The sequence below is a fragment of the Frankia alni ACN14a genome (genome assembly GCF_000058485.1).
GTDB lineage: Bacteria > Actinomycetota > Actinomycetes > Frankiales > Frankiaceae > Frankia > Frankia alni.
Genome location: NC_008278.1, coordinates 2,572,366 through 2,591,299 on the forward strand (window position 1 = coordinate 2,572,366; position 18,934 = coordinate 2,591,299).

Sequence of the window (18,934 nt, forward strand, 5' to 3'; positions counted from 1 at the left end):
CCTCGAACACGCCGGGCGATCGTCGGGAGCGAAAACCGTGGTCGGGCGCCCGCCGGGTCAGCCCTCGTCCCGCCCGGTGAGCCCTCGTCCCGCCCGGTCAGCCGTCGCCCGGGCGGTTCAGCCGTCGCCCGGGTGGTTCAGCCGTGAGACAGCGGTACGACGTCGGCGAGGATCTCGTGCCGGTGCCAGCGCCGCCGCGGGGCCGGGCTGTCGTGCACCACCAGCAACGACGACGGATCGCCGGGCAGCAGCGCGATCCCCTCCGGATGGTCGTCGCCGACCCCGACCGGCAGGTCCAGCACGGGCTCGATCGCCTCGTCCGTGACGACGACGCTTGTGCGCGCGTGCGCGGCGCCCCGCCAGCGGTAGATCCGCACCGGCCCGTCGAGATCCATCGTCGGGCCCGCGAGCAGCAGCAGATCGTCGCCGTGGGCGAGGATGTCCCGCACGCCGAGCCCGTCGAGGTCGAGGAAGTGCTTGCGGTAACGGGGACCGCCGTTGCCGTCATCGCCGTTGCCGTTGCCGTCGCCGAGCGGGGCGAGCACCAGGTCCTGGCCGTCGCCCTCGGTGAGGCGCAGCTCGAGCACCACCGCCCAGCCGCGCAGCACCGGACCGCGCAACCCCAGGTAGATCCGTTCGCCGACGACCGCGAGCCCCTCGATGTCCAGGCCGTTGTCCTTGCTCGGGATCTTCAGGAACAGGCCGAGGTGCTCGTCGTCCCGCAGCGCCCGCGTGAGCCGGTTGCGCTTGGACAGGCCGAGCGCGGCGGCGGTCAGCTTCGCCCCGCTCGGCGAGGCCGGCGCCGGGGCGCTGGGAACGAGGGTCGGCGCCCCGTCGATGTCCACCACCGGGATGCGGCCGAGCAGGCAGCGGTTGGCGTTGCTGCTCACCCTGGCCAGCCGGGCCAGCGCCTGCTCGGTGGCGTGGTGTGGCTTGACCCGCTTACGGGTCCGGGCGTGCGAACCGACGAACCAGAGGTAGTCGCCGTGCCGGTCGATGCCCTCGATGTCGATCTCGAGCTGGCTGCCGTCCGGTTCCGGCGGTTCGGGCAGCGGGAGGAAGTCCGCGACCGAGAAGCTGACATGGTCGACGAAGCCGTCCCCGCTCGGCGACAACGTCGTCCGCTCGATGGTGATCGTCTCGTCGCCGGCGAGCCAGAGATGGCGCCCGTCGCCCTTGAGGGCGGACAGCGACTCCGCGATGTCGGTCACTCCGGCGTCGTCGGTGAAACGGATCGGAATCGTCCTCGCCGTCATCGTTCCCTCGCTGCTGATCTCCACGGGCGCCACGCGACGCCGTGGGGGAGCGTAGTGCGCAACCGCGCCCCGTCGCCGCCGCTGTCGAGCAGCCGATACGCGACGAACACCGCAGGTCGGATCGGACCGGACCGGGCCCGTCGTCCATCAGCCGTCGCGCGTCAGCCGGCGTCCGACGGGCGCCCGTCCGGGGCGCGCAGCAGGTCGTCGATGTGCCCGGAGTTGACGTGGACGTCCGTGCCGGCGGAGCCGACCGCGCAGCCGGCGACGAGGACGGCGCGCCGGGCCGCCGCGTCGGGATCGCCGGTGGTGAGCCAGTAGTGCAGGAAACCGGCGCACAGCGCGTCCCCGGCGCCGGTTGTGTCGAGCACGCCGTGCGGGGCGCGGGCGGGCAGGTGGCACGGCGGACGGTCCCGGACGGCGAGCAGACAGCCGTCGCCGCCCATCCCGACGAGCACGATCTGGGCCGGGTAGCGGCTCAGCAGCGCGGCGGCGGTGTCGGCGGGGCTGGCCGCCAGGCGCTCGGCGGAGCAGAACACGATGGTCGCCGCGGCCAGCCAGGGCCGGCTGTAGGCGTCGTGCGCGTCCACGATGGTCTGCACGTCGACGGCGATCGGCACGCCGACGGCCTGGGCGACGCCGATCAGGTCGCGGACGAAACCGGCGGTCGTCAGCACGGCGAGACGTGCCCCCGCGAGCAGGTCACGGAACACCGACGGCGGATAACGGGCCGTGGCGAGATCAGCGAGGTCGGTGTGCACCTGCCGGGTGCCGCGCGGATCGACCAGGACGGGGGACATCGCGCTGTTCGCCGTCGGCAGCACCCCGGCCCCCCGATCGTCCGGCTCGTCCTCGCCGGGCGCGCCGAGCAGGCCAAGACGTCGCAGCTCGGCCCGGATCACCGTCCCGGCCGGATCGTTCCCGACGAGGGTGGCCAGGGACGCAGGCGTGCCGAGCGCGTCCAGCGTCCGGGCGACGTTCAGCCCGACCCCGGAGACCGCCAGCCGCAGCCGTCCCGTCGCATACCGCACCGGCGCGTAGGCGACGGGAAACCCGTCCACCGGCACCGTCTGCTGCACGTTCACCACCCCGGCCACGACGACATCGGGCATGTGCAAGGCGACCTTTCGAGACGACGTCCCGCGGCGGCGTCAGGCCGGGCGGGCGTAGCGGGCGGGGCTGGTGGCGAGCATGCGGCGGAAGTGCCTGGTCAGGTGGGCCTGGTCGTAGAAGCCGGCGAGCGTGGCGACCTCGGCCGGGCGGTGGCCGGCGAGCAGCAGGCGGCGGGCCAGGTCCACCCGCCGGCCGGTGAGGTAGCGGTGGGGCGGCAGACCAAACTCCTGGTGAAAGGCGCGGATCAGGTGGGTCGGATGGGCTCCGAGCAGCTCCGCGGCGGTGGCCAGCGTGATGCCCTCGGCGATCCGGCTGTCGATGAGGTCGCGCAGCGCGTGGGCGGCGGTCGGGTCCCGGCGGGGTGGTGGCGCACCGTCACGGCGGGCGGGCGAGCTGCCGCGGCGGGCCAGGTGGGCGCGTAGTCGTTCGCCGACGAGGGCGAGGCCGCTCTGGGCGGCGAGGTCCTCGCCGGGGGTCAGCAGGAGGTCGTGCAGCCGCCCGACGCGCCGGCGCAGGGCGGGGTCGGCCAGCGTCGGGGCGTCGACCGCGGTGCCGATCAGCTCGTCGCCGAGGAGGTCCCGATCGAGGTAGAGGACCCGCTTGCGGAAGCCGCCGGGCCGGGCCGAGCGGCCGTCGTGGGGGACGTCCGGCGGCAGCAGCGTCACCTGCGAGCGCAGCGTGCCGTGCTCGTGGCGGTCCAGGCCGTAGCGGACCGCGCCGGTGTCGACGATGAGCAGCGTCCACGAGTCATGGGTGTGCGGCGGGTAGACGTGCGAGATGAACCGGGCGTGGAACACCTCGCGGACGCCCGCCACCGCCGGCCGCCAGGCGGCGACCGTCTGACCTTCCCCGACCCTGCCCGCCGCGGCGAGGTCCGCCGCGGGCGTGTGCGCCTCGGACACGTCAGGAACGTACAAGACCGTCATGCCGGCTGCCGCCGAGACTTGGCGGTGTGGATACTGATCTTCACCGCGACCGCGCCATGGACGGCGACGGGTCGTCGGAGCCTGCCCCGGTACGCTTCACCACCAAGATCGCCGTGCTCCTGCGCGACGACCTGCTGGACTGGCAGCGGCTCAACGTCACGGCGTTCCTCGTCAGCGGGATAGCGGCGAGCAACCCGGAGCTGGTCGGCGAGCCCTACGCGGACGCGGACGGCCACGGGTACCTGCCCATGTTCCGCCAACCGGTGCTCGTGTTCGCCGGCTCGCGCGAGACGCTGACCTCGTCGTTCGCCCGCGTCGCCGGCCGGGGCCTGGCCATGTCGATCTTCACGTCCGACCTGTTTGCCACCGGCAACGACCGCGACAACCGGGCCGCCGTCCGAGCCGTGCCGCGCGACGCCCTCGACCTGGTCGGCCTCGCCCTGCACGGCCCGCGCAACGCCGTCGACAAGGCGCTCAAGGGCGCCCGCATGCACCCGTGACCGGGCCATCCGCGACAACCGGTGGCCAGGACGAAACGGGCGCCCGAGGGTGGTGGCCGGTCCCGCGTCGTTGGTTTCGGGACGCGGTACCCGCGGGCATGGCAGTCCGCCAGGTCCACGGTTTTGTCCTCGACGAGCTGGGGCGGGTCGTTCTTCAGGAGGACGAGGGAGTCTGCAACTTGCCGGGGGGCACCCCGGAACCGGCGGACGCCGACCTGGCGGCGACCCTGGCCAGGGAGTGCGCGGAAGAGAGCCAGCTGCGGCACGGGCCGCCGGTGTTCGTGGGCCTCACCGACTGATCGCGTCAGTTCCCGGTGGCGTCCGTGGGGTCGGCCGCGCGGTCGGACTCGCCCCGCGTGGCCGTCGCGGAGGCCCGTGTCGGTGCCGGGCGGTGCCGCGCCGGGACGTCGACACGCTGGTTGCGCCGAACCATGTCGACGATCTGGGTGACGGGGCCGACGACGAGCAGCTCGTCGCCCGGTCGCAGGCGGGTGTGCCGGCCCGGCCGGTAGTCCGGCTCGACGACCGCCCGGTCATCGTCACGGCGGTCATCGTCACGGCCGTCATCGTCACGGCGGTCATCGTCACGGCGGTCATCGTCGCGGCGGTCATCGTCACGGCCGTCATCTCCGCGGCCGTCATCGTCGCTGCGGCTGTCGTCGGCGCCGAGACTGGCTGTGGCTGTGGCTGTGGCTGTGGTGACGGCGAGGACGCGGGTGCCGGTGGACAGCTCCCGCAGGGTAGGGCCGACGAGTGCCCCGCCGGCGTTGACGGTCATCCGGGCGACGAGGAAGGGGGTGCGCTCCACGTAGAAGGTGCTCAGCACGTCGTAGCCGAGCGCGGCGCCGACGAAGTACGGGGTGGCCAGCGCCGAGGCGCTGCGGGCGGTGTGGATGCCGAACCGGCGCTCGACCTCGTCGGCCATCGTCGTGTCGAAGATCCGCAGCACCACCCGCAGGCCGGCTTGGCGCGGCTGCGCCTCGGGCGACCGGCCCCGGCCGTAGGAGCGACCGCCGGCGCGGCGCGCCGCCTCCCTGGCCGCGCGAGCGCCGCGAAGCTCGACGTGGGCCTCCCGGGCAGACAGCACCGTCTCCAGGTTCGCCACCCCGTCGCTGGTCAGGGCGGCGACCGTGGTCGCGTGGGCGAGGCCGGCCTCCAGCAGGGTGGACCGCACCGTCGCATCCCCGATGATCACCGGGACCCCTTGTTCGCGGGCCACGGGCAGGTACCGGTTGTTCTCGTCCCGTTCGATCACCACCACCTGGCGGCCGGCGCGGACCAGGCCGTCCATCGTCGCGACCCCGACCGAGCCGAGGCCGGACAGGATGACATGCCCGCGTACCGCGCCGGCCCGGCCGCGGCCCAGCGCGCGTTCGAGTCGACGACTGATGATCACGTTGGTGATGAAGGCATAGACGACCGCGATCGACAGCGCGCCGGCCAGCATCAGCCCGATGCCGAAGACCTGCAGCCACTTGTCGGCGGCGCCGAAGTTGAAGTCGCCGTAGCCGACCGTGACCATCGTCTCGACGGTGAGGTAGAGGGCGTCGAGCGGGCCGAAGTCGGGCGGCGCGGCCTGGTTGTGATCGGTGTAGGTCAGCGACAGCACCACGGTGCTGACCAGCAGGATCGCGGCGACGGCGACGAGGGCGAGCCGGAAGGGCCGGTCCAGTTCCCCGCGGATGATGGACCGGAATTCCCGCAGCCGCGCGGTCGTGCCGCGCCGGGCCCGGGACACGCCACCGCGTTCGGCGGTGCCGGCGCCGAGGGTCGCGAACAGGCGTGCGTCGTGCAGACCGGAGACGGTCATGCCGCGCTCGTCGAACTCGGCGAGGCGGCCGAGGACGGTCAGTCGGTCACCCGGTCGCAGCGAGGTGTCCCGCGGCGGGAGCATCTCGGCGTGTCGGGCGCCGGCGCGGCGCAGCGCGATCGGGGTGAGGTCGCCGTAGCGGGCCCGGAAGTCGCCCCGTCCGGTGATCTCCTCCTCGATCACCGCGAACACCTCGGCGTCGGCGCGGGCGTCCATCGTGAAGGCGTGCGTGACGTCGGAGCGCACGCAGGCCTCGACGAAGCTCGGCCCGGCGAGCTCCCCCAGGTTCAGCACCCGGACCTGGGCGAGTGCGTCGGCGAGCTGGCCGCCGAGCTGCGGGTTGTGGACGCTGACGACCAGCCGGACGGCGGGGGCGATATCGGCGGCGAGCAGCGCCGTCTCCAGGTTGTCGAGGTCGGCCTCGTGGCAGATCACCACGGCGAGCGACGCGGCGATGCCGGCCTCGCGCAGCACCTCGGGCAGGTGCGGGCTTTCGCGCAGGACGCGGACCCCGCAGCGTTCCAGTCGGCGCCGCGCGGTGGCGGAGAGCCGGTCGTCGACCGCGACCACCGCGACGCCGGACGCCTGCAACTGCTCGGCGAGGCGCAGCCCCATCGCGCTGAGCCCGGCCACGATCACGTGCTCCGACAGGTCGGCGTGTCCTGTGGGGTCGGCGCGATCGGACTCACCGGAATCCGTCGACATGCCTCCCTCTTCCCGCGGGCACCTGGTCCAGAACGATCCACGGCGACGGAATGCCGCGTTGCACTGGGTCGATGCAACCGATCCCGTGAGGGCTCAGTCTCGCATGCGGGCGCCGACTCGTCCGGGTCGGGAGTTTGTCTGGGTCAGGAGTTGATGTCGGCCGGGTAGGGGGCGAAGGTGCCGCGGTTCTCGTCGAGGGCGAGGCTGCGGCCGATCTGCGGGAAGGCCCGCTGCGCGCAGCCGACGCGCTCGCACACCTTGCAGCCGATTCCGATCGGTACCGCGGCCGCCGGATCATCCAGATTGAGCCCGGTCGAATACACCAGCCGGCTGGCATGGCGCAGTTCGCAGCCGAGCCCGATGGCGAACGTCTTGCCCGGGCGACCGAAACGGCCATAGCCCCGACTGACCGTGCGGGCAATCCAGAAGTAACTGCGTCCGTCCGGCATCGTGGCGATCTGGGTGTGGATTCTTCCGGGGGCGGCGAGCGCCTCGTACACATTCCACAGCGGACACGTTCCGCCGGCGCGGGAGAAATGGAATCCGGTGGCCGACTGGCGTTTCGACATGTTGCCCGCGCGGTCCACCCGGATGAAGGAGAAGGGAACGCCCCGGGCCCGGGGGCGCTGCAGGGTGCTCAGCCGGTGGCAGATCGTCTCGAAGCCCATGCCGAAATGCTCGGAGAGCCGTTCGATGTCGTAGCGGAACCGTTCGGACGTGGTGTGGAACACATTGTAGGGCAGGATGAGGGCGGCGGCGAAGTAGTTCGCCAGCCCGATCCGGGTCAGCGTGCGGGCCGGGGGGCCGCTGAGCATGCCCTCGTCGGTGAGCCGGGTGACCAGGTCGTCGAACTCGGCGAAGGCGAGCTGCAGCGCCATCCGGAAGGCCCGCTGGCCGGGCCGCAGGTGGCTGGAAAGGGTCAGCACCCGGGTCTGCGGGTCGAAGCGGTGCAGCACGTCGACGTCGAGCTCGCGGTCGAGGTCACGCCCGTCCTCGCGCCCGTCGCGCCCGCCTTCGCGCCCGTCGTCGCGAGGGCCGGCGAGGTCGGGGCCGGGCTCGCGGCTGTGCACGCGGATGCCGTGGTAGGCCAGCCGCTCGACCAGCACCGCGTGCACCCGGCCGCGGGTCAGGCCGATCTCGCCGGCGAGCCGCTCGGCGGCGTCGTCGAGCTCGCCGACGTAGTTCTGGCGCTGGTAGAAGAAGTCGCGGACCTCCTCGTCCGGCATCGGCGCCGGTGCGGGCCCCGCCGGTTCCGGCCCGCGGGCGCCGGTGAGCGCGGCCAGGCGCTCGTTGGCCTGGCGGTAGCGGCGGTGCAGCGTGATCAGCGCGTGGGCGGTCTGCGGGAGCTGCTCGGCGAGCTGGGCGGCGTCGGTGGCCGGCACCTTCAGGCCGATCGTGCCGTCGGAGAGGACCTCCCGGACCTCCGCGATCAGCCGGGTCACGTCGTGCGCGGCGAAGAAGCCGGCGTCGACGCCGAATGCCTCGGTGATGCGTAGCAGGACCGGTACGGTGAGCGGCCGGGAGTTGTGCTCGATCTGGTTGAGATAGCTGGGGGAGATGCCGAGCAGGCGCGCCAGCTCGACCTGGCTCATGGCCCGTTCCTCGCGCAGTTCCCGTAACCGGGTCCCGACAAAAGTCTTCTGCATCCGCTCTCCCTCGCTGGTTGGGAGGATAGCCGACCAGCTGCCAACATGCCATTCGCAGGGTTCGCAAAGGCGGCCCGGAAGATTCGCAGGACTTGGCTCGTTGGGCCGCTCGACCAGGCTGAATCGCTGTGACAGCTTCGAGAGGGAGGGCGATCCGCGCTATTCCGACTCCAGGGCAGGGAGAGATCGACATGGCCGAGGCGAAGACGACGACGGCGACGACGGGGACGACTACCGCGGCGAACGGGGCGAACGGGGCGACGCAGGCGGCCGAGGAGCTGGCCGCCCGGTGGGCGACGGACCCGCGGTGGGCGGGCATCGAGCGCACCTACGGCGCCGCCGAAGTGATCAAGCTGCGCGGCAGCGTCCTGGAGGAGCACACGCTGGCGCGCCGCGGCGCGGAGAAGCTGTGGGGCCTGCTGCACGACACCGACTACGTCCACGCCCTCGGCGCGCTGACCGGCAACCAGGCCGTGCAGCAGGTCAAGGCCGGGCTCAGGGCCATCTACCTGTCCGGCTGGCAGGTCGCCGCGGACGCGAACCTGTCCGGCCAGACCTACCCGGACCAGAGCCTCTACCCGGCGAACTCGGTCCCGGCGGTGGTCCGTCGGATCAACAACGCGCTGCTGCGCGCCGACCAGATCACCTGGGCCGAGGGCGTCGCCGACGCCCCCGACTGGCTGGTCCCGATCGTCGCCGATGCCGAGGCCGGCTTCGGCGGCGTCCTCAACGCCTTCGAGCTGATGAGCGCGATGATCACGGCCGGTGCCGCCGGGGTGCACTGGGAGGACCAGCTCGCCTCGGAGAAGAAGTGCGGCCACCTCGGCGGCAAGGTGCTCATCCCGACCGGGCAGCACATCCGCACCCTCAACGCCGCGCGCCTGGCCGCCGACGTCGCCGACGTCCCCTCGGTGATCGTCGCCCGCACCGACGCGCAGGCGGCGACCCTGATCACCAGCGACGTCGACGAGCGCGACCTGCCCTTCGTCACCGGCGAGCGCACCGCCGAGGGCTTCTACCGGGTGCGTGACGGCGTCGAGCCGTGCATCGCCCGGGGCCTGGCCTACGCCCCCTACGCCGACCTGCTGTGGATGGAGACCTCCACGCCGGACCTGGAGATCGCCCGCCAGTTCGCCGAGGCGATCAAGGCGCAGTACCCGGACCAGATGCTCGCCTACAACTGCTCGCCGTCGTTCAACTGGCGGGCGCACCTCGACGACGCCACCATCGCGAAGTTCCAGCGCGAACTCGGCCACATGGGCTACAAGTTCCAGTTCATCACCCTGGCCGGATTCCACGCGCTGAACCACTCGATGTTCTCCCTCGCCCACGGCTATGCCCGCGAGGGCATGACCGCCTACGTCGACCTGCAGGAACGCGAGTTCGCCAGCGAGGCCGACGGCTACACCGCGACCCGTCACCAGCGCGAGGTCGGCACCGGCTACTTCGACCTGGTGAGCACCGCCATCAACCCGACGAGTGACACCGTCGCGCTGCGCGGTTCCACCGAGGAAGCCCAGTTCACCGCGACCGGCGCCGGCGCGGGGCACTGAGATGCCGGCACCGCGCGGCGGTCGGATCGAGGTCATCGGCGAGCCCGGTGAACCTCGGGAGCGTTTCCGGGAGATCCTGACGCCGCAGGCGCTGGAATTCCTCATCGCGCTGGACACCGTCTTCGCCGCGCGGTGGGCCGGCCTGCTCGCCGCCCGGCGCGAGCGGCGCCTGCTGCTCGCCTCCGGGGCGGCCGTCCTGGACTTCCTGCCCGAGACGGCGGCCATCCGCGCCGACGAGTCATGGCGGGTCGCGGGCGCGGCGCCCGGCCTGACCGACCGGCGGGTGGAGATCATCGCGCCGACGCAGCGGACGGCGACGGTCACCGCGCTGAACTCCGGCGCCCGGGTGTGGCTGGCGGACTTCGCCGACACCACGGCGCCGACCTGGTTCAACGTGATCGCGGGCCAGCTCAACCTGCTCGACGCGATCGAGGGCCGGCTCGAGGTCACCACGCCGACCGGCCGGCGCCACCGGGTCGGGCCGGATCCGGCGACGATCGTCGTCCGCCCTCGTGGCTGGCACCTCAGCGAGCACCACCTGCTCATCGACGGCCGACCGATGTCGGCGAGCCTGGTCGACTTCGGCCTGTACTTCTTCCACTGCGCCCGCCGCCAGCTCGCCCGGGGCAGCGGACCGTACTTCTGCCTGCCGAAGCTGGAGGGTCATCGCGAGGCCCGCCTGTGGAACGACGTGTTCGTGTTCGCCCAGCAGCGGCTCGGCCTGGCGCAGGGCACGATCCGGGCGACCGTGCCCATCGAGACGGTCCCCGCGGCCTTCGAGATGGAGGAGATCCTCTACGAGCTGCGCGAGCACTGCGCCGGCCTGAACGCCGCCGGACGCTGGGACTACGTGTTCAGCCTCCTGAAGACCGTCGGCGCCCGGGGCGAGGCGTTCGTGCTCCCCGACCGGGATCAGCTGACGATGACGGCGCCGTTCCTGCGGGCCCACACCGCGCTGCTCGTGCGGACCTGCCACCGCCGCGGCGCGCACGCGATCGGGGCGACGGCGGCGTTCGTCCCCGGCCGGGATCCCGAGGTCGACGCCCGCGCGCTCGACCAGCTCCGCCGGGACACGCAGCGGGACGCCGACGACGGGTTCGACGGCTCCTCGGTGGCCCATCCGGGGCTGGTGGCGGTGTGCGAGGCGGCGTTCGACGCCCGCCTCGACGCCCGCCTCGGCGCCGTGCCCCGCCAGCGCGACCGGCCGCGTCCGGACGACGAGCCGGTGACCGCGGCCGACCTGCTCGACGTCGCCTCGGCCGCCGGCACGGTCACCGAGGCGGGGCTGCGCGGCAGCATCGCGGTGGCGCTGCGCTACCTCGATGCGTGGCTGCGCGGCACCGGCGCGGTGGCGATCTTCGACGTGATGACGGACGCCGCCACCGCCGAGCTCGCCCGCTGCCAGGTCTGGCAGTGGATCCACCACGGCACGCGGCTCGCCGACGGCCGCCCGGTCACCCGGGAACTCGCCGAGCGCCTGCTCGCCGAGGAGCTGACCGTGCTGTGCGCCGAGCGCGGCAGCGCCCCGAACCGCCTCGACGAGGCCCGCGAGGTGTTCGTCGAGACCGCCCTGGGCGAGACGCTGCCCGAGTTCTTCACCACCGTCGCCTACACCGACTACCTGACGAAGCGCCCCCGCGCCCTCGTCCGGCTCTGACCCGCCATCCACCACCCGCCTTGGCCGTCATACCCGTCACACCCGTCGGCCGCGTGTCGCCGGCCTGGGCCGAGGCCGCGCGGAGCCGGTTGCGGTGCGTTCTGCACGGTCCCAGCCGTGAGTCCGGGCAGAACGCACCGCAATGTGCTCCGCGTGCGCCGTGCTCCGCGTGCGCCGTGCTCCGCGTGCGCCGTGCTCCGCGTGCGCCAGCAGGCTGCGATCGACGGACGCGGTCGGGCTCAGTCGCGCAGGACGGTCTTGGTGCGCATCAGGAACTCGCCGAGGTAGCCGTCGTGCGGGACGTCGGGGCGCATCCAGTAGGTGGGGTGGTCGCCGACGTAGACGTTGCTGATCGTCGGATCGGCGACGAGCTGGTCGAGGAGGTGGTCGTCGTCGGTGAGGGCGGTCAGGACGAGGGAGTTGCGCAGCGGGCGGATCCCGTCGGCGGGCGACCAGGGGGCCACCCACACGCAGGGGAAGCCGAGCTCGATGCCGGTCTGCGCCGCGTCCGCCCGGTCGACCTGGAACACCGCCGGGCGCAGCGCGACGCCGCCGCCGGGCACGGGGTCGGTGATGCCGCCGCCGCCGAGGCGCGGCGTCGTCCCCGCCGCGTGGTCGAGCAGGTAGCGTTCCAGCGCCGCGCCCTGCTCGGCCGGCTGGCAGGGCAGCACCGCCCGGTCGTCTTCGGGAGGCAGGGTCGGGATGGCGCCGAGCCGCTCGGCGAGCGCCGCCGCGAGACCGCCGGGGTCGGCGTCGGTGAACACCGCCGTCGCGTTGACGCAGGCGGTGCCGCCCTCGTCGCCGACCGAGTCGACCAGGGTGCCGAGATGGCGGTGCCAGTCCTCGCCGGCGAGCAGGATCTTCGAGCGCCCGGGTCCCTGCACGAGCACCGTGGGGTCCGCGCCGTACTTGGCGACCACGTCGTCCCCGCCGTAGACCATGGACAGGTCGGCGGCGGAGATGATCTCGTCGGCGACGGCGTGGTCGGTGGGCAGGTACGCCACCTGGTCGGCGCCGAACCCGGCCGCCCGCAGCGCCGTGATCAGCCGGTGCGCGGTGACCGGTTCACGCCGCGACGGGCGCACCGCAACCCGGTAGCCCAGCGCCAGCGCCTGCGGCCACAGGGCGTGCACGCCGGGATGGTTGCCGGACGCGTGCACCGCGAAGACCTCCCCGCGCCGCGTCCACACCGCCCGTCCGCCCTGGGTGGCGGGGTCGTGCCAGTCGTCGACGCTCGCCCGGGGCCGGGCCTGGCGCGCGTCGCGGCCGGCGCCGAGCAGCGCCCGCCAGGTCGTCTCGGTGGCGTGGCGCACGACCGAGATCGGCATCCCCGAGATCCGGCTGACCGCGTGGCAGTACTCCTCGACGGACAGCCCGGCGACGGTCTCGGTCGCGAACGCCTCCCCGGCCCGGGCGAGCGCGGCGAGCCGGTCGGCGGCCGGCAGCGGCTCGGCGGCGCGCAGCGCGGCGATGGTGCGGTGCACGTACAGCGACGGCACCAGGCTCAGCTCGGCGAGCGCGACGCCGGCCACGTCGGTGATCGGCAGCCGGTTGCGGGACCGGAAGGGACCGGCGGGGCCCAGCGCGTCGAGCTCGATCAGCTCGGCCCGGGTGGTCGCGGCGGCCGGGCTCCCGGCCGGCATCAGTACACCCCCTCGATCACGGGGGAGTCGCCGAACACGGCGACCGGCGAGACGTCGGCCACGGAGTCGCCGACTCGCCCGGGTGGCGGTGGGATCCGGGTCGCCTCGTCCCGCTCGAGGTTGTTGGGCAGCAGCGCCGACTTGCTGACGTGGTTCATCACCACGCGCCCGCGGCTGCCGTAGGGCACCGGTTCGCCGGTCTCCGGGTCGACCACCCGGAACGTGACGAACGGGGAGAACGAGTCGAACACGCAGGGGTCGTCCGGGGCGAGTCCCTGGCGTTCGACGGCGCTCGCGAGGATCATCGTGCTGCCGTACCGGCCGACGAGCCGGGTGTGGGGGAGAACCTCCGTGCGCAGCAGGTACCGGGTGTCCGGGTCCATGTGCGCGCCGCCCCACTCGACGAGCCGCACCCGGTCGGCGATCAGCCGGCGCAGCTCCTCGTCGCGGACCAGCCGTTCCAGCAGCGGCGGAGTGGTGATCAGCACGCCGATCTCCTGGGTCTCCAGGACGGTGCGGGCCTGCGCCACGATGTGGTCGGCGTACTGGTCGGCCTGCTCGGCCCGCCCGGCCGCGATGCACTTCTTCACCCAGCGGGGATCGAGGTCGACGGTGAAGCTCAGCCGGCCGCGCAGCCGGACCGTCTCGCGGACGATCGCGCCGAACATGTGCGGCCCGCTCGGCGCCACGGCGAGCCAGTCGACCCCCTGCGGGTAGTCGCGTGCGTCCATCTCCTGGTCGGTGTGGACGAGCAGGCGGGTCATCCAGTCCGTCATGACAACCACGCGCTTCGGCGGCCCCGTGGTGCCGCCCGAGTCGTAGACGCCGTACACCGTGTCGTCCTGGCCCGCGTAGCCCCGGGGGATCAGGTCCGCGGCGGGCACGTGCCGCAGCCGATCGACGATGTTGGGGAACCTGGCCAGGTCGTCGACGGTGTGGATGTCCTCGCGCGGGTCGAAGCCGAGGGTGTCGGCCTGCTCCAGCCAGAAGGGCGAACCGGTCGCGGGGTCGAAGTGCCAGCGCATCGCCGCTTCGATCAGTTCGGTCTCGGTCGGGATGAGGTCGACCGGGCCGTCGAGGACCGGATCGCGGTGCAGTGTCGTCATCTGATGCAGCCTCCTGCCGCCTGCGCGTGCCGTGGCGGGCGCCCGTGGCACGGCCCGCGCGGCCGCCCAGCGGCGGACGCCCTGCCTATGAGTGCAGGTCGAACGGGTGCGGCTGTCAACCGCAGTGATCGCGTGGGGGAGCGGTGATCGAGCGGGGAGGCGGGCTGGTCAGCAGCCGGGGCCGAGGGGGCCGGCCTTCACGGCGGCCATCGCGTCGTCGATCAGGGGGGTGAGATCGGTACCGGTGGGCATCGTCGCCCAGGCCTCCAGGACGATGTTGAGCGCCGCCAGGGCGCAGCCGGCGGCCACCTGGGTGGACAGATCCGCGGCGGGCCGGCCGAGGCGGGGCGCCAGGGCCTCCGCCAGGGCGTACTGGCCGCTACGGGACGCCTCGACGAGCAGCCCCCGCATCCGGGGAAGTTCGGAGATGAGCCGCAGCAGGGTGCGGACCTCCTCGGGGTCCTTCTCCATGTTCGACCACATGTGCACCATCGCCCGGCCGAGGGCGTCCGCGGGATGCTCGTGCGCCGGTCGGTCCCGCAGCGCCGCGATGAGCTCGGTCAGCTCGAAGTGCACGGCCTCGCGGAGCATGTCCTCCTTGAACGGAAAGTAGCGGAACACCGTGCGCGGGCTCAGATCCACCGCGGCCGCCACATCCTCGACCGTGGTCGCGTCGTAACCGCGGGACATGAACATGCGCAGGGCCGCGTCCGCAATGGTCGCGCGAATCCGCGCGCGCCGCCGCTCGGCCCGCGTCCGCTCGGCTCCACCGTCGCCGACCTCGGAGGCGACCTCGAGGGAGCCCGACGCCGGCGCCTCCCCGATCCTCGTCGTCACGGGTGTGATCGTAGCGCGGAGGAACGTGATTGTCATCTCTGACAGATTGGCAGAACTGACATTGTGGCATTGAATGTCAGTGAGCCGATCACCGTCGGCCGAGGTGGAGGGGGTCAGAACATGGCAACAGCTACGGACGCGGCGCAGGCGCCGCGCCACGCGGCCGGCGGGAGCGGCTCGGCTGGGGGGAAAACCAGCAGGCGAGGACATCCATGGCTCACCCTGGTCAGCGTCGCGCTCGGCGTGATCATGGTGGGTCTCGACGGGACCGTGGTGTCCATCGCGAACCCGCGGATCGCCGAGGATCTACACGCGTCGCTGTCGGATCTGCAGTGGGTGACCAACGCCTACCTGCTGGCGCTCGCGGTGCTGCTCATCCCGGCGGGCAAGCTGGGTGACCGGTTCGGCCGGCGGCTGATCTTCCTGATCGGCGTGGTCGGGTTCGCCCTGACGTCGCTCGCGGTCGGCCTCGTCGGGTCGATCGAAGGTGTGATCATCTTCCGGACGCTGCAGGGCGTCGCCGGAGCCCTGCTCATGCCGAACACGCTGGCGATCCTGCGCTCGGCCTTCCCGCCGGAGAAGCTGAACTCGGCCATCGGGATCTGGGGCGGCGCCTCGGCGATCTCGATCGCGGGCGGCCCGATCATCGGCGGTCTACTCGTCGAACACGTGTCCTGGGAATCCGTCTTCTACATCAACGTCCCGGTGGGCGCGATCGCGCTGATCGTCGGGCTGTTCGTGCTCGCCGAGAGCCGTGACGAGTCGGGGTCGCAGCGCTTCGACGCCCCCGGCCTGCTCACCCTGGGCGGTGGCCTGTTCGCGCTCGTCTTCGGGATGATCAAGGCGCAGGGCTGGGGCTGGGGCTCCGGCAGGACGATCGGCTTCCTGGTCGCCGCCGTCGTGTTGCTGGTGCTGTTCGTGGTCATCGAGACCCGGGTCCGCGCGCCACTGCTGCCGATGCGGCTGTTCCGCAACCGCTCGCTCAGCCTGAGCACGCTCATCGTGACGCTGACCTTCTTCGCGATGTTCGGGGTGCTGTTCTTCCTCACCCTGTACCTGCAGAACGTGCACGGATACTCCGCCGTCCAGGCCGGCGTGCGCACCCTGCCGCTGTCGGCGGTGTTCATGGTCTCGAGCCCGCTGGGCGCCGCCCTCAACGGCCGCTTCGGCCCGCGGGTCCCGATCACCATCGGGATGGCGTTGATGCTCGCGTCGTTCGTCGTGCTCACCCAGCTCGAACCCGACTCGTCCTTCAACCTGCTGTGGCCGCCGTTCGTCGCCGTCGGCGTCGGCGTCGGACTCATCATCACCGCCGCGTCCGATGCGATCATCGGCAACGCGCCGATCGAGGACTCCGGGGTCGCCGGCGGCCTGCAGTCCACGGCGACGCAGCTCGGCGGGGTGCTCGGCACCGCGGTGCTCGGCTCGGTGCTCGCCAGCCGGGTCGGATCGGTGCTGGTCGACCGGCTGGTCGGCGCCGGGGTGCCGGCGGAGCAGGCCGGCAGGCTCGCGCAGGCCAAGGAACTCGTCGGCCAGGGTCTGGTGCCCCCGGCCACCGGCTCGTCCGCGAGCGTGCAGGGCGCGATCGAGGCCGGCAGCCATGCCGCGTTCATGAGCGGGCTGCACGTCGCCATGGTGATCGGCGCGGTGCTGTCCGGCGTGGCGATGGTGCTGGCGCTGTTCATCCGCCCCGGCCAGAACGCGGGCAACGCCGTCGCCCACGTCTGAGCTCCGCACCGCGGCGGGATCCGGATCGCCCTGCTCGGGGCCCCGGATCCCGCCGCGTCGCGTTCCTGAACGGGTCAGCGACCCTCGGTGTGCGCCAGGATGTCCCGACCGACCGTGACGGCGTCCTGCAGCGGGCCGAAGTGGCCGAGATGGCCGTAGGAGACGTGCCGGGCGGCCGGCAGCGCCGCGGCCAGCCCGGGGGCCGCGGGGATCAGCTCCGAGTCGGACAGCGCACCGGTGGCGACGACGGTGGGAAGCGCCGCCTTCGCCACCGTCGTCCAGGTGATGCGGCCGCTGGCCTCGAAGAAGCGCGCCTCCTGCTCGGCCCGGCAGCGCAACCGCACGGTGCCGTCGGGAAGGTCCTCGAAGCCGTGCTCGACGTAGGCGGCGAGCGCGCCGGCGGTGAGCTCGCGCAGCGGCGGCCTGGCCGCGTAGCGGGCCAGCGCCGCCTCCCGGGAGGGGAACACCTCCCGCCGCTGGCGGGCGGCGGCGGCCATCAGCGTCGATCGGGCCGGGGGCGGGACGGGCGGGGCGATCACCGGTTCGTAGACGTAGGCCGAGGCGAACGTCCCGGGATGGTCCGCCTCGGTCTGCAGGCCGACCGCACCGCCCATGGAATGACCCGCCAGGTGCACGGCACCGGGGGAGCCATCCGCGGCCGGGACGGCCGCGGCCACCGCGAGCGCCGCGGTGAGCACGTCGTCGACCATGCTCGCCCAGGTCACGTCGCCGTCGTCGGAGGCGGGGGACTCGCCGTGCCCGCGCAGGTCGACTGCCCAGACCCGCCGCGCCGTGGTGAGCACGCGGGCCAGCGGCTCGTAGGCGCGCCCGCAGAACCCGGTGGCGTGGCAGAGCAGGATGGCCGGGCCGGCGCCGCCGAGATCGTGCACGGCGATGGTCCGGCCCTGCCCGGTCGTCAGTCGCATGGGAGAAGACGGCCGCTCAGGCGGGCCCCTCCAGCGCGAGTGAGCGGCCGATGACCTCCTTCATGATCTCGCTGCTGCCGCCGAGGATCCGGCTGATCCGCACGTCCCGGTACATCCGGGCGATCGGGTACTCCTCCATCCAGCCGTAGCCGCCGTGCAGCTGGACGCCAGCGTCGACCGCGTCGAACTCCAGCTCGGTGGCGAGCAGCTTCGCGGCGGCGGCCTCCTCGATGGTCAGGTCGCCGTCGACCTTGCCGCGCAGGCAGGTGTCCACGAAGCTCTGCACCGCCTGGGTACGGGCGTGCAGCGCGGCGAGGACGAACCGGGTGTTCTGGAAGCTGCCGATCGTGGTGCCGAACGCCTTGCGGCTGCGCACGTACTCGGCGGTGAGCTGCTGGGCCCGCCGGGCGCTCGCGACGCTGCTGATCGCGATCGACAGCCGCTCGGAGGCGAGGTTGCGCATGAGGTAGTTCATCCCGCGGAACTCCTCGCCGATCAGGTTCGCGGCCGGCACGCGGGCGTCGGAGAAGAACAGCTCGGAGGTGTCCTGCGAGTGGGCGCCGACCTTGTCGAGCTTGCGGCCACGCTCGAAGCCCGGGGTGCCGCGCTCGACCGCGATGAGGCTGAGCTTGGTCGGCTGCTCCTGCGGCTGCGTCTTGACCGCGACGACGACCAGATCCGAGATCAGGCCGTTGCTGATGAACGTCTTGGCGCCGTTGAGGACGAAGTGGTCGCCGTCGCGGATCGCCGTCGTGCGCATGCCGCGCAGGTCGCTGCCCGCGCCGGGCTCGCTCATCGCGACAGCGGTGATGATCTCCCCGGAGGCGTAGCCCGGCAGCCAGCGGGCCTTCTGCTCGTCGTTGGTCAGGTCGAGCATGTACGGGGCGAGCAGCTCGTTGTGCAGCTGCAACGCGAGGCCGCTGACGCCGGCGAGCGCGAGCTCCTCGGTGATCACCGCATCGTAGCGCGGGTCGGTCATCCCGGCGCCGCCGAACTCCTCGGGCACCCGAAGGCCCAGCAGGCCCATCTCGCCCGCCTTGGTCCAGGCCGCACGGTCGACGATGCCGTTGCGCTCCCACTCGTCGATGTGCGGCAGGCACTCCTTCGTGATGAAGGTCTGGACCAGCTCGCGGAACTCCTCGTGCTCGGGCTCGAAGATCGTGCGCTTCACAGGTCGGCTCCCGTTCTGGTCCGTGCGGCTCGACTCGCATCATGGCAAATAGCGGACCCTGACGCCCGTTTCGTGAGATCAACGCCCGGTCGCCCCGGTCGCCCCGGTCGCCCCGGTCGCCCCGGTCGCCCCGGTCGCCCCGGGCAGGCCAGCCGGACGGTTCGGTCAGGCCAGCCGGACGGTTCGGACGGTCACGGATGCGCGCAGTCGGGGGTGCACGGTGCGGTGCGCCTCGCAATCGGTCCGCCGTGCCCGGAGTGGCCGGCGGTCATGTCGTCACCGCACGGTCCTCACGGCGGTCCGCGGGGTGCGGCGCGCGGGTCTGCCCGCAGCCGCGCGGATTTGATTTCCGGGCGG

Annotated in this window: 15 protein-coding genes; 5 read left to right on the forward strand and 10 right to left on the reverse strand. The window is 72.8% G+C overall.

Translation table 11 applies throughout. From position 1 onward, the window contains the following. Positions 1 to 137: 137 nt before the first annotated feature. From FRAAL_RS10285 to FRAAL_RS10295, 3 genes are all read right to left on the reverse strand, one after another. Positions 138 to 1,256: a DUF3616 domain-containing protein gene (locus FRAAL_RS10285; protein ID WP_041940367.1), complete on the reverse strand. Its 1,119-nt coding sequence runs from the start codon at positions 1,254 to 1,256 to the stop codon at positions 138 to 140. Positions 1,257 to 1,417: 161 nt separating this feature from the next. Beyond that, positions 1,418 to 2,368, reverse strand: coding sequence for a carbohydrate kinase family protein (locus FRAAL_RS10290; RefSeq protein WP_041939109.1), 951 nt, complete (start codon positions 2,366 to 2,368; stop codon positions 1,418 to 1,420). Between the two features lie 39 nt (positions 2,369 to 2,407). Beyond that, positions 2,408 to 3,271 (reverse strand): AraC family transcriptional regulator, encoded by an 864-nt coding sequence (locus tag FRAAL_RS10295; RefSeq protein ID WP_231861602.1) that lies wholly within the window; start codon positions 3,269 to 3,271, stop codon positions 2,408 to 2,410. Positions 3,272 to 3,321: 50 nt separating this feature from the next. Between FRAAL_RS10295 and FRAAL_RS10300 the strand changes: the two genes are divergently transcribed. Together FRAAL_RS10300 and FRAAL_RS10305 are read left to right on the forward strand one after the other, a co-directional pair. Then, a complete protein-coding gene (locus tag FRAAL_RS10300) occupies positions 3,322 to 3,795 on the forward strand; it encodes a DUF2000 domain-containing protein (RefSeq protein WP_197537259.1) in 474 nt (157 codons plus the stop codon). Positions 3,796 to 3,893: 98 nt separating this feature from the next. Then, positions 3,894 to 4,094, forward strand: coding sequence for an NUDIX domain-containing protein (locus tag FRAAL_RS10305; protein WP_050997064.1), 201 nt, complete (start codon positions 3,894 to 3,896; stop codon positions 4,092 to 4,094). Positions 4,095 to 4,099: 5 nt separating this feature from the next. Here the strand turns inward: FRAAL_RS10305 and FRAAL_RS10310 are convergent, their stop codons facing one another. Together FRAAL_RS10310 and FRAAL_RS10315 are read right to left on the reverse strand one after the other, a co-directional pair. Beyond that, the gene (locus FRAAL_RS10310) at positions 4,100 to 6,310 is read right to left on the reverse strand and encodes a potassium channel family protein (RefSeq protein WP_011603517.1); all 2,211 of its coding nucleotides are present in this window, start codon (positions 6,308 to 6,310) and stop codon (positions 4,100 to 4,102) included. Between the two features lie 143 nt (positions 6,311 to 6,453). Next, entirely contained in the window at positions 6,454 to 7,956 is a 1,503-nt protein-coding gene (locus tag FRAAL_RS10315; RefSeq protein WP_011603518.1) for a short-chain fatty acyl-CoA regulator family protein, read from the reverse strand. A 191-nt stretch (positions 7,957 to 8,147) separates the two neighbouring features. Here FRAAL_RS10315 and aceA point away from each other — a divergent pair, with 191 nt between their 5' ends. Both aceA and aceB read left to right on the forward strand, forming a co-directional pair. Beyond that, complete coding sequence (gene aceA, locus FRAAL_RS10320) at positions 8,148 to 9,509, forward strand: isocitrate lyase (protein WP_157892035.1); 1,362 nt, start codon at positions 8,148 to 8,150, stop codon at positions 9,507 to 9,509. 1 nt (position 9,510) lies between these two features. Further along, positions 9,511 to 11,166: a malate synthase A gene (gene aceB, locus FRAAL_RS10325; protein WP_041939110.1), complete on the forward strand. Its 1,656-nt coding sequence runs from the start codon at positions 9,511 to 9,513 to the stop codon at positions 11,164 to 11,166. A 239-nt stretch (positions 11,167 to 11,405) separates the two neighbouring features. Here the strand turns inward: aceB and FRAAL_RS10330 are convergent, their stop codons facing one another. The 3 genes from FRAAL_RS10330 to FRAAL_RS10340 form a co-directional block, all read right to left on the reverse strand. Then, complete coding sequence (locus FRAAL_RS10330; RefSeq protein ID WP_011603521.1) at positions 11,406 to 12,809, reverse strand: aldehyde dehydrogenase family protein; 1,404 nt, start codon at positions 12,807 to 12,809, stop codon at positions 11,406 to 11,408. Next, positions 12,809 to 13,915, reverse strand: a complete 1,107-nt coding sequence (locus FRAAL_RS10335; RefSeq protein ID WP_041939111.1) for an AMP-binding protein — start codon at positions 13,913 to 13,915, stop codon at positions 12,809 to 12,811. The genes FRAAL_RS10330 and FRAAL_RS10335 overlap by 1 nt, the downstream gene beginning before the upstream one ends. A gap of 168 nt (positions 13,916 to 14,083) precedes the next feature. Further along, complete coding sequence (locus tag FRAAL_RS10340; RefSeq protein ID WP_011603523.1) at positions 14,084 to 14,752, reverse strand: TetR/AcrR family transcriptional regulator; 669 nt, start codon at positions 14,750 to 14,752, stop codon at positions 14,084 to 14,086. A gap of 120 nt (positions 14,753 to 14,872) precedes the next feature. Between FRAAL_RS10340 and FRAAL_RS10345 the strand changes: the two genes are divergently transcribed. Beyond that, complete coding sequence (locus tag FRAAL_RS10345; RefSeq protein WP_041939112.1) at positions 14,873 to 16,480, forward strand: MFS transporter; 1,608 nt, start codon at positions 14,873 to 14,875, stop codon at positions 16,478 to 16,480. Positions 16,481 to 16,554: 74 nt separating this feature from the next. On the opposite strand, the gene FRAAL_RS10350 is transcribed toward FRAAL_RS10345, so the two are convergent. Together FRAAL_RS10350 and FRAAL_RS10355 are read right to left on the reverse strand one after the other, a co-directional pair. Then, positions 16,555 to 17,406 carry an alpha/beta fold hydrolase gene (locus FRAAL_RS10350; protein WP_011603525.1) on the reverse strand — a complete coding sequence of 284 codons (852 nt, stop codon included), beginning with the start codon at positions 17,404 to 17,406 and terminating at the stop codon, positions 16,555 to 16,557. A gap of 16 nt (positions 17,407 to 17,422) precedes the next feature. Continuing rightward, the gene (locus FRAAL_RS10355) at positions 17,423 to 18,577 is read right to left on the reverse strand and encodes an acyl-CoA dehydrogenase family protein (protein ID WP_011603526.1); all 1,155 of its coding nucleotides are present in this window, start codon (positions 18,575 to 18,577) and stop codon (positions 17,423 to 17,425) included. Positions 18,578 to 18,934 lie beyond the last annotated feature (357 nt).

Coding starts and splice junctions, on each gene's coding strand:
- FRAAL_RS10305 (WP_050997064.1), top strand. CDS start 3,894: ATGGCAGTCCGCCAGGTCCACGGTTTTGTCCTCGACGAGCTGGGGCGG.
- FRAAL_RS10330 (WP_011603521.1), bottom strand. CDS start 12,809: ATGCCGGCCGGGAGCCCGGCCGCCGCGACCACCCGGGCCGAGCTGATC.
- FRAAL_RS10310 (WP_011603517.1), bottom strand. CDS start 6,310: ATGTCGACGGATTCCGGTGAGTCCGATCGCGCCGACCCCACAGGACAC.
- aceB (WP_041939110.1), top strand. CDS start 9,511: ATGCCGGCACCGCGCGGCGGTCGGATCGAGGTCATCGGCGAGCCCGGT.
- FRAAL_RS10285 (WP_041940367.1), bottom strand. CDS start 1,256: ATGACGGCGAGGACGATTCCGATCCGTTTCACCGACGACGCCGGAGTG.
- FRAAL_RS10345 (WP_041939112.1), top strand. CDS start 14,873: ATGGCAACAGCTACGGACGCGGCGCAGGCGCCGCGCCACGCGGCCGGC.
- FRAAL_RS10335 (WP_041939111.1), bottom strand. CDS start 13,915: ATGACGACACTGCACCGCGATCCGGTCCTCGACGGCCCGGTCGACCTC.
- aceA (WP_157892035.1), top strand. CDS start 8,148: ATGGCCGAGGCGAAGACGACGACGGCGACGACGGGGACGACTACCGCG.
- FRAAL_RS10350 (WP_011603525.1), bottom strand. CDS start 17,406: ATGCGACTGACGACCGGGCAGGGCCGGACCATCGCCGTGCACGATCTC.
- FRAAL_RS10290 (WP_041939109.1), bottom strand. CDS start 2,368: ATGCCCGATGTCGTCGTGGCCGGGGTGGTGAACGTGCAGCAGACGGTG.
- FRAAL_RS10315 (WP_011603518.1), bottom strand. CDS start 7,956: ATGCAGAAGACTTTTGTCGGGACCCGGTTACGGGAACTGCGCGAGGAA.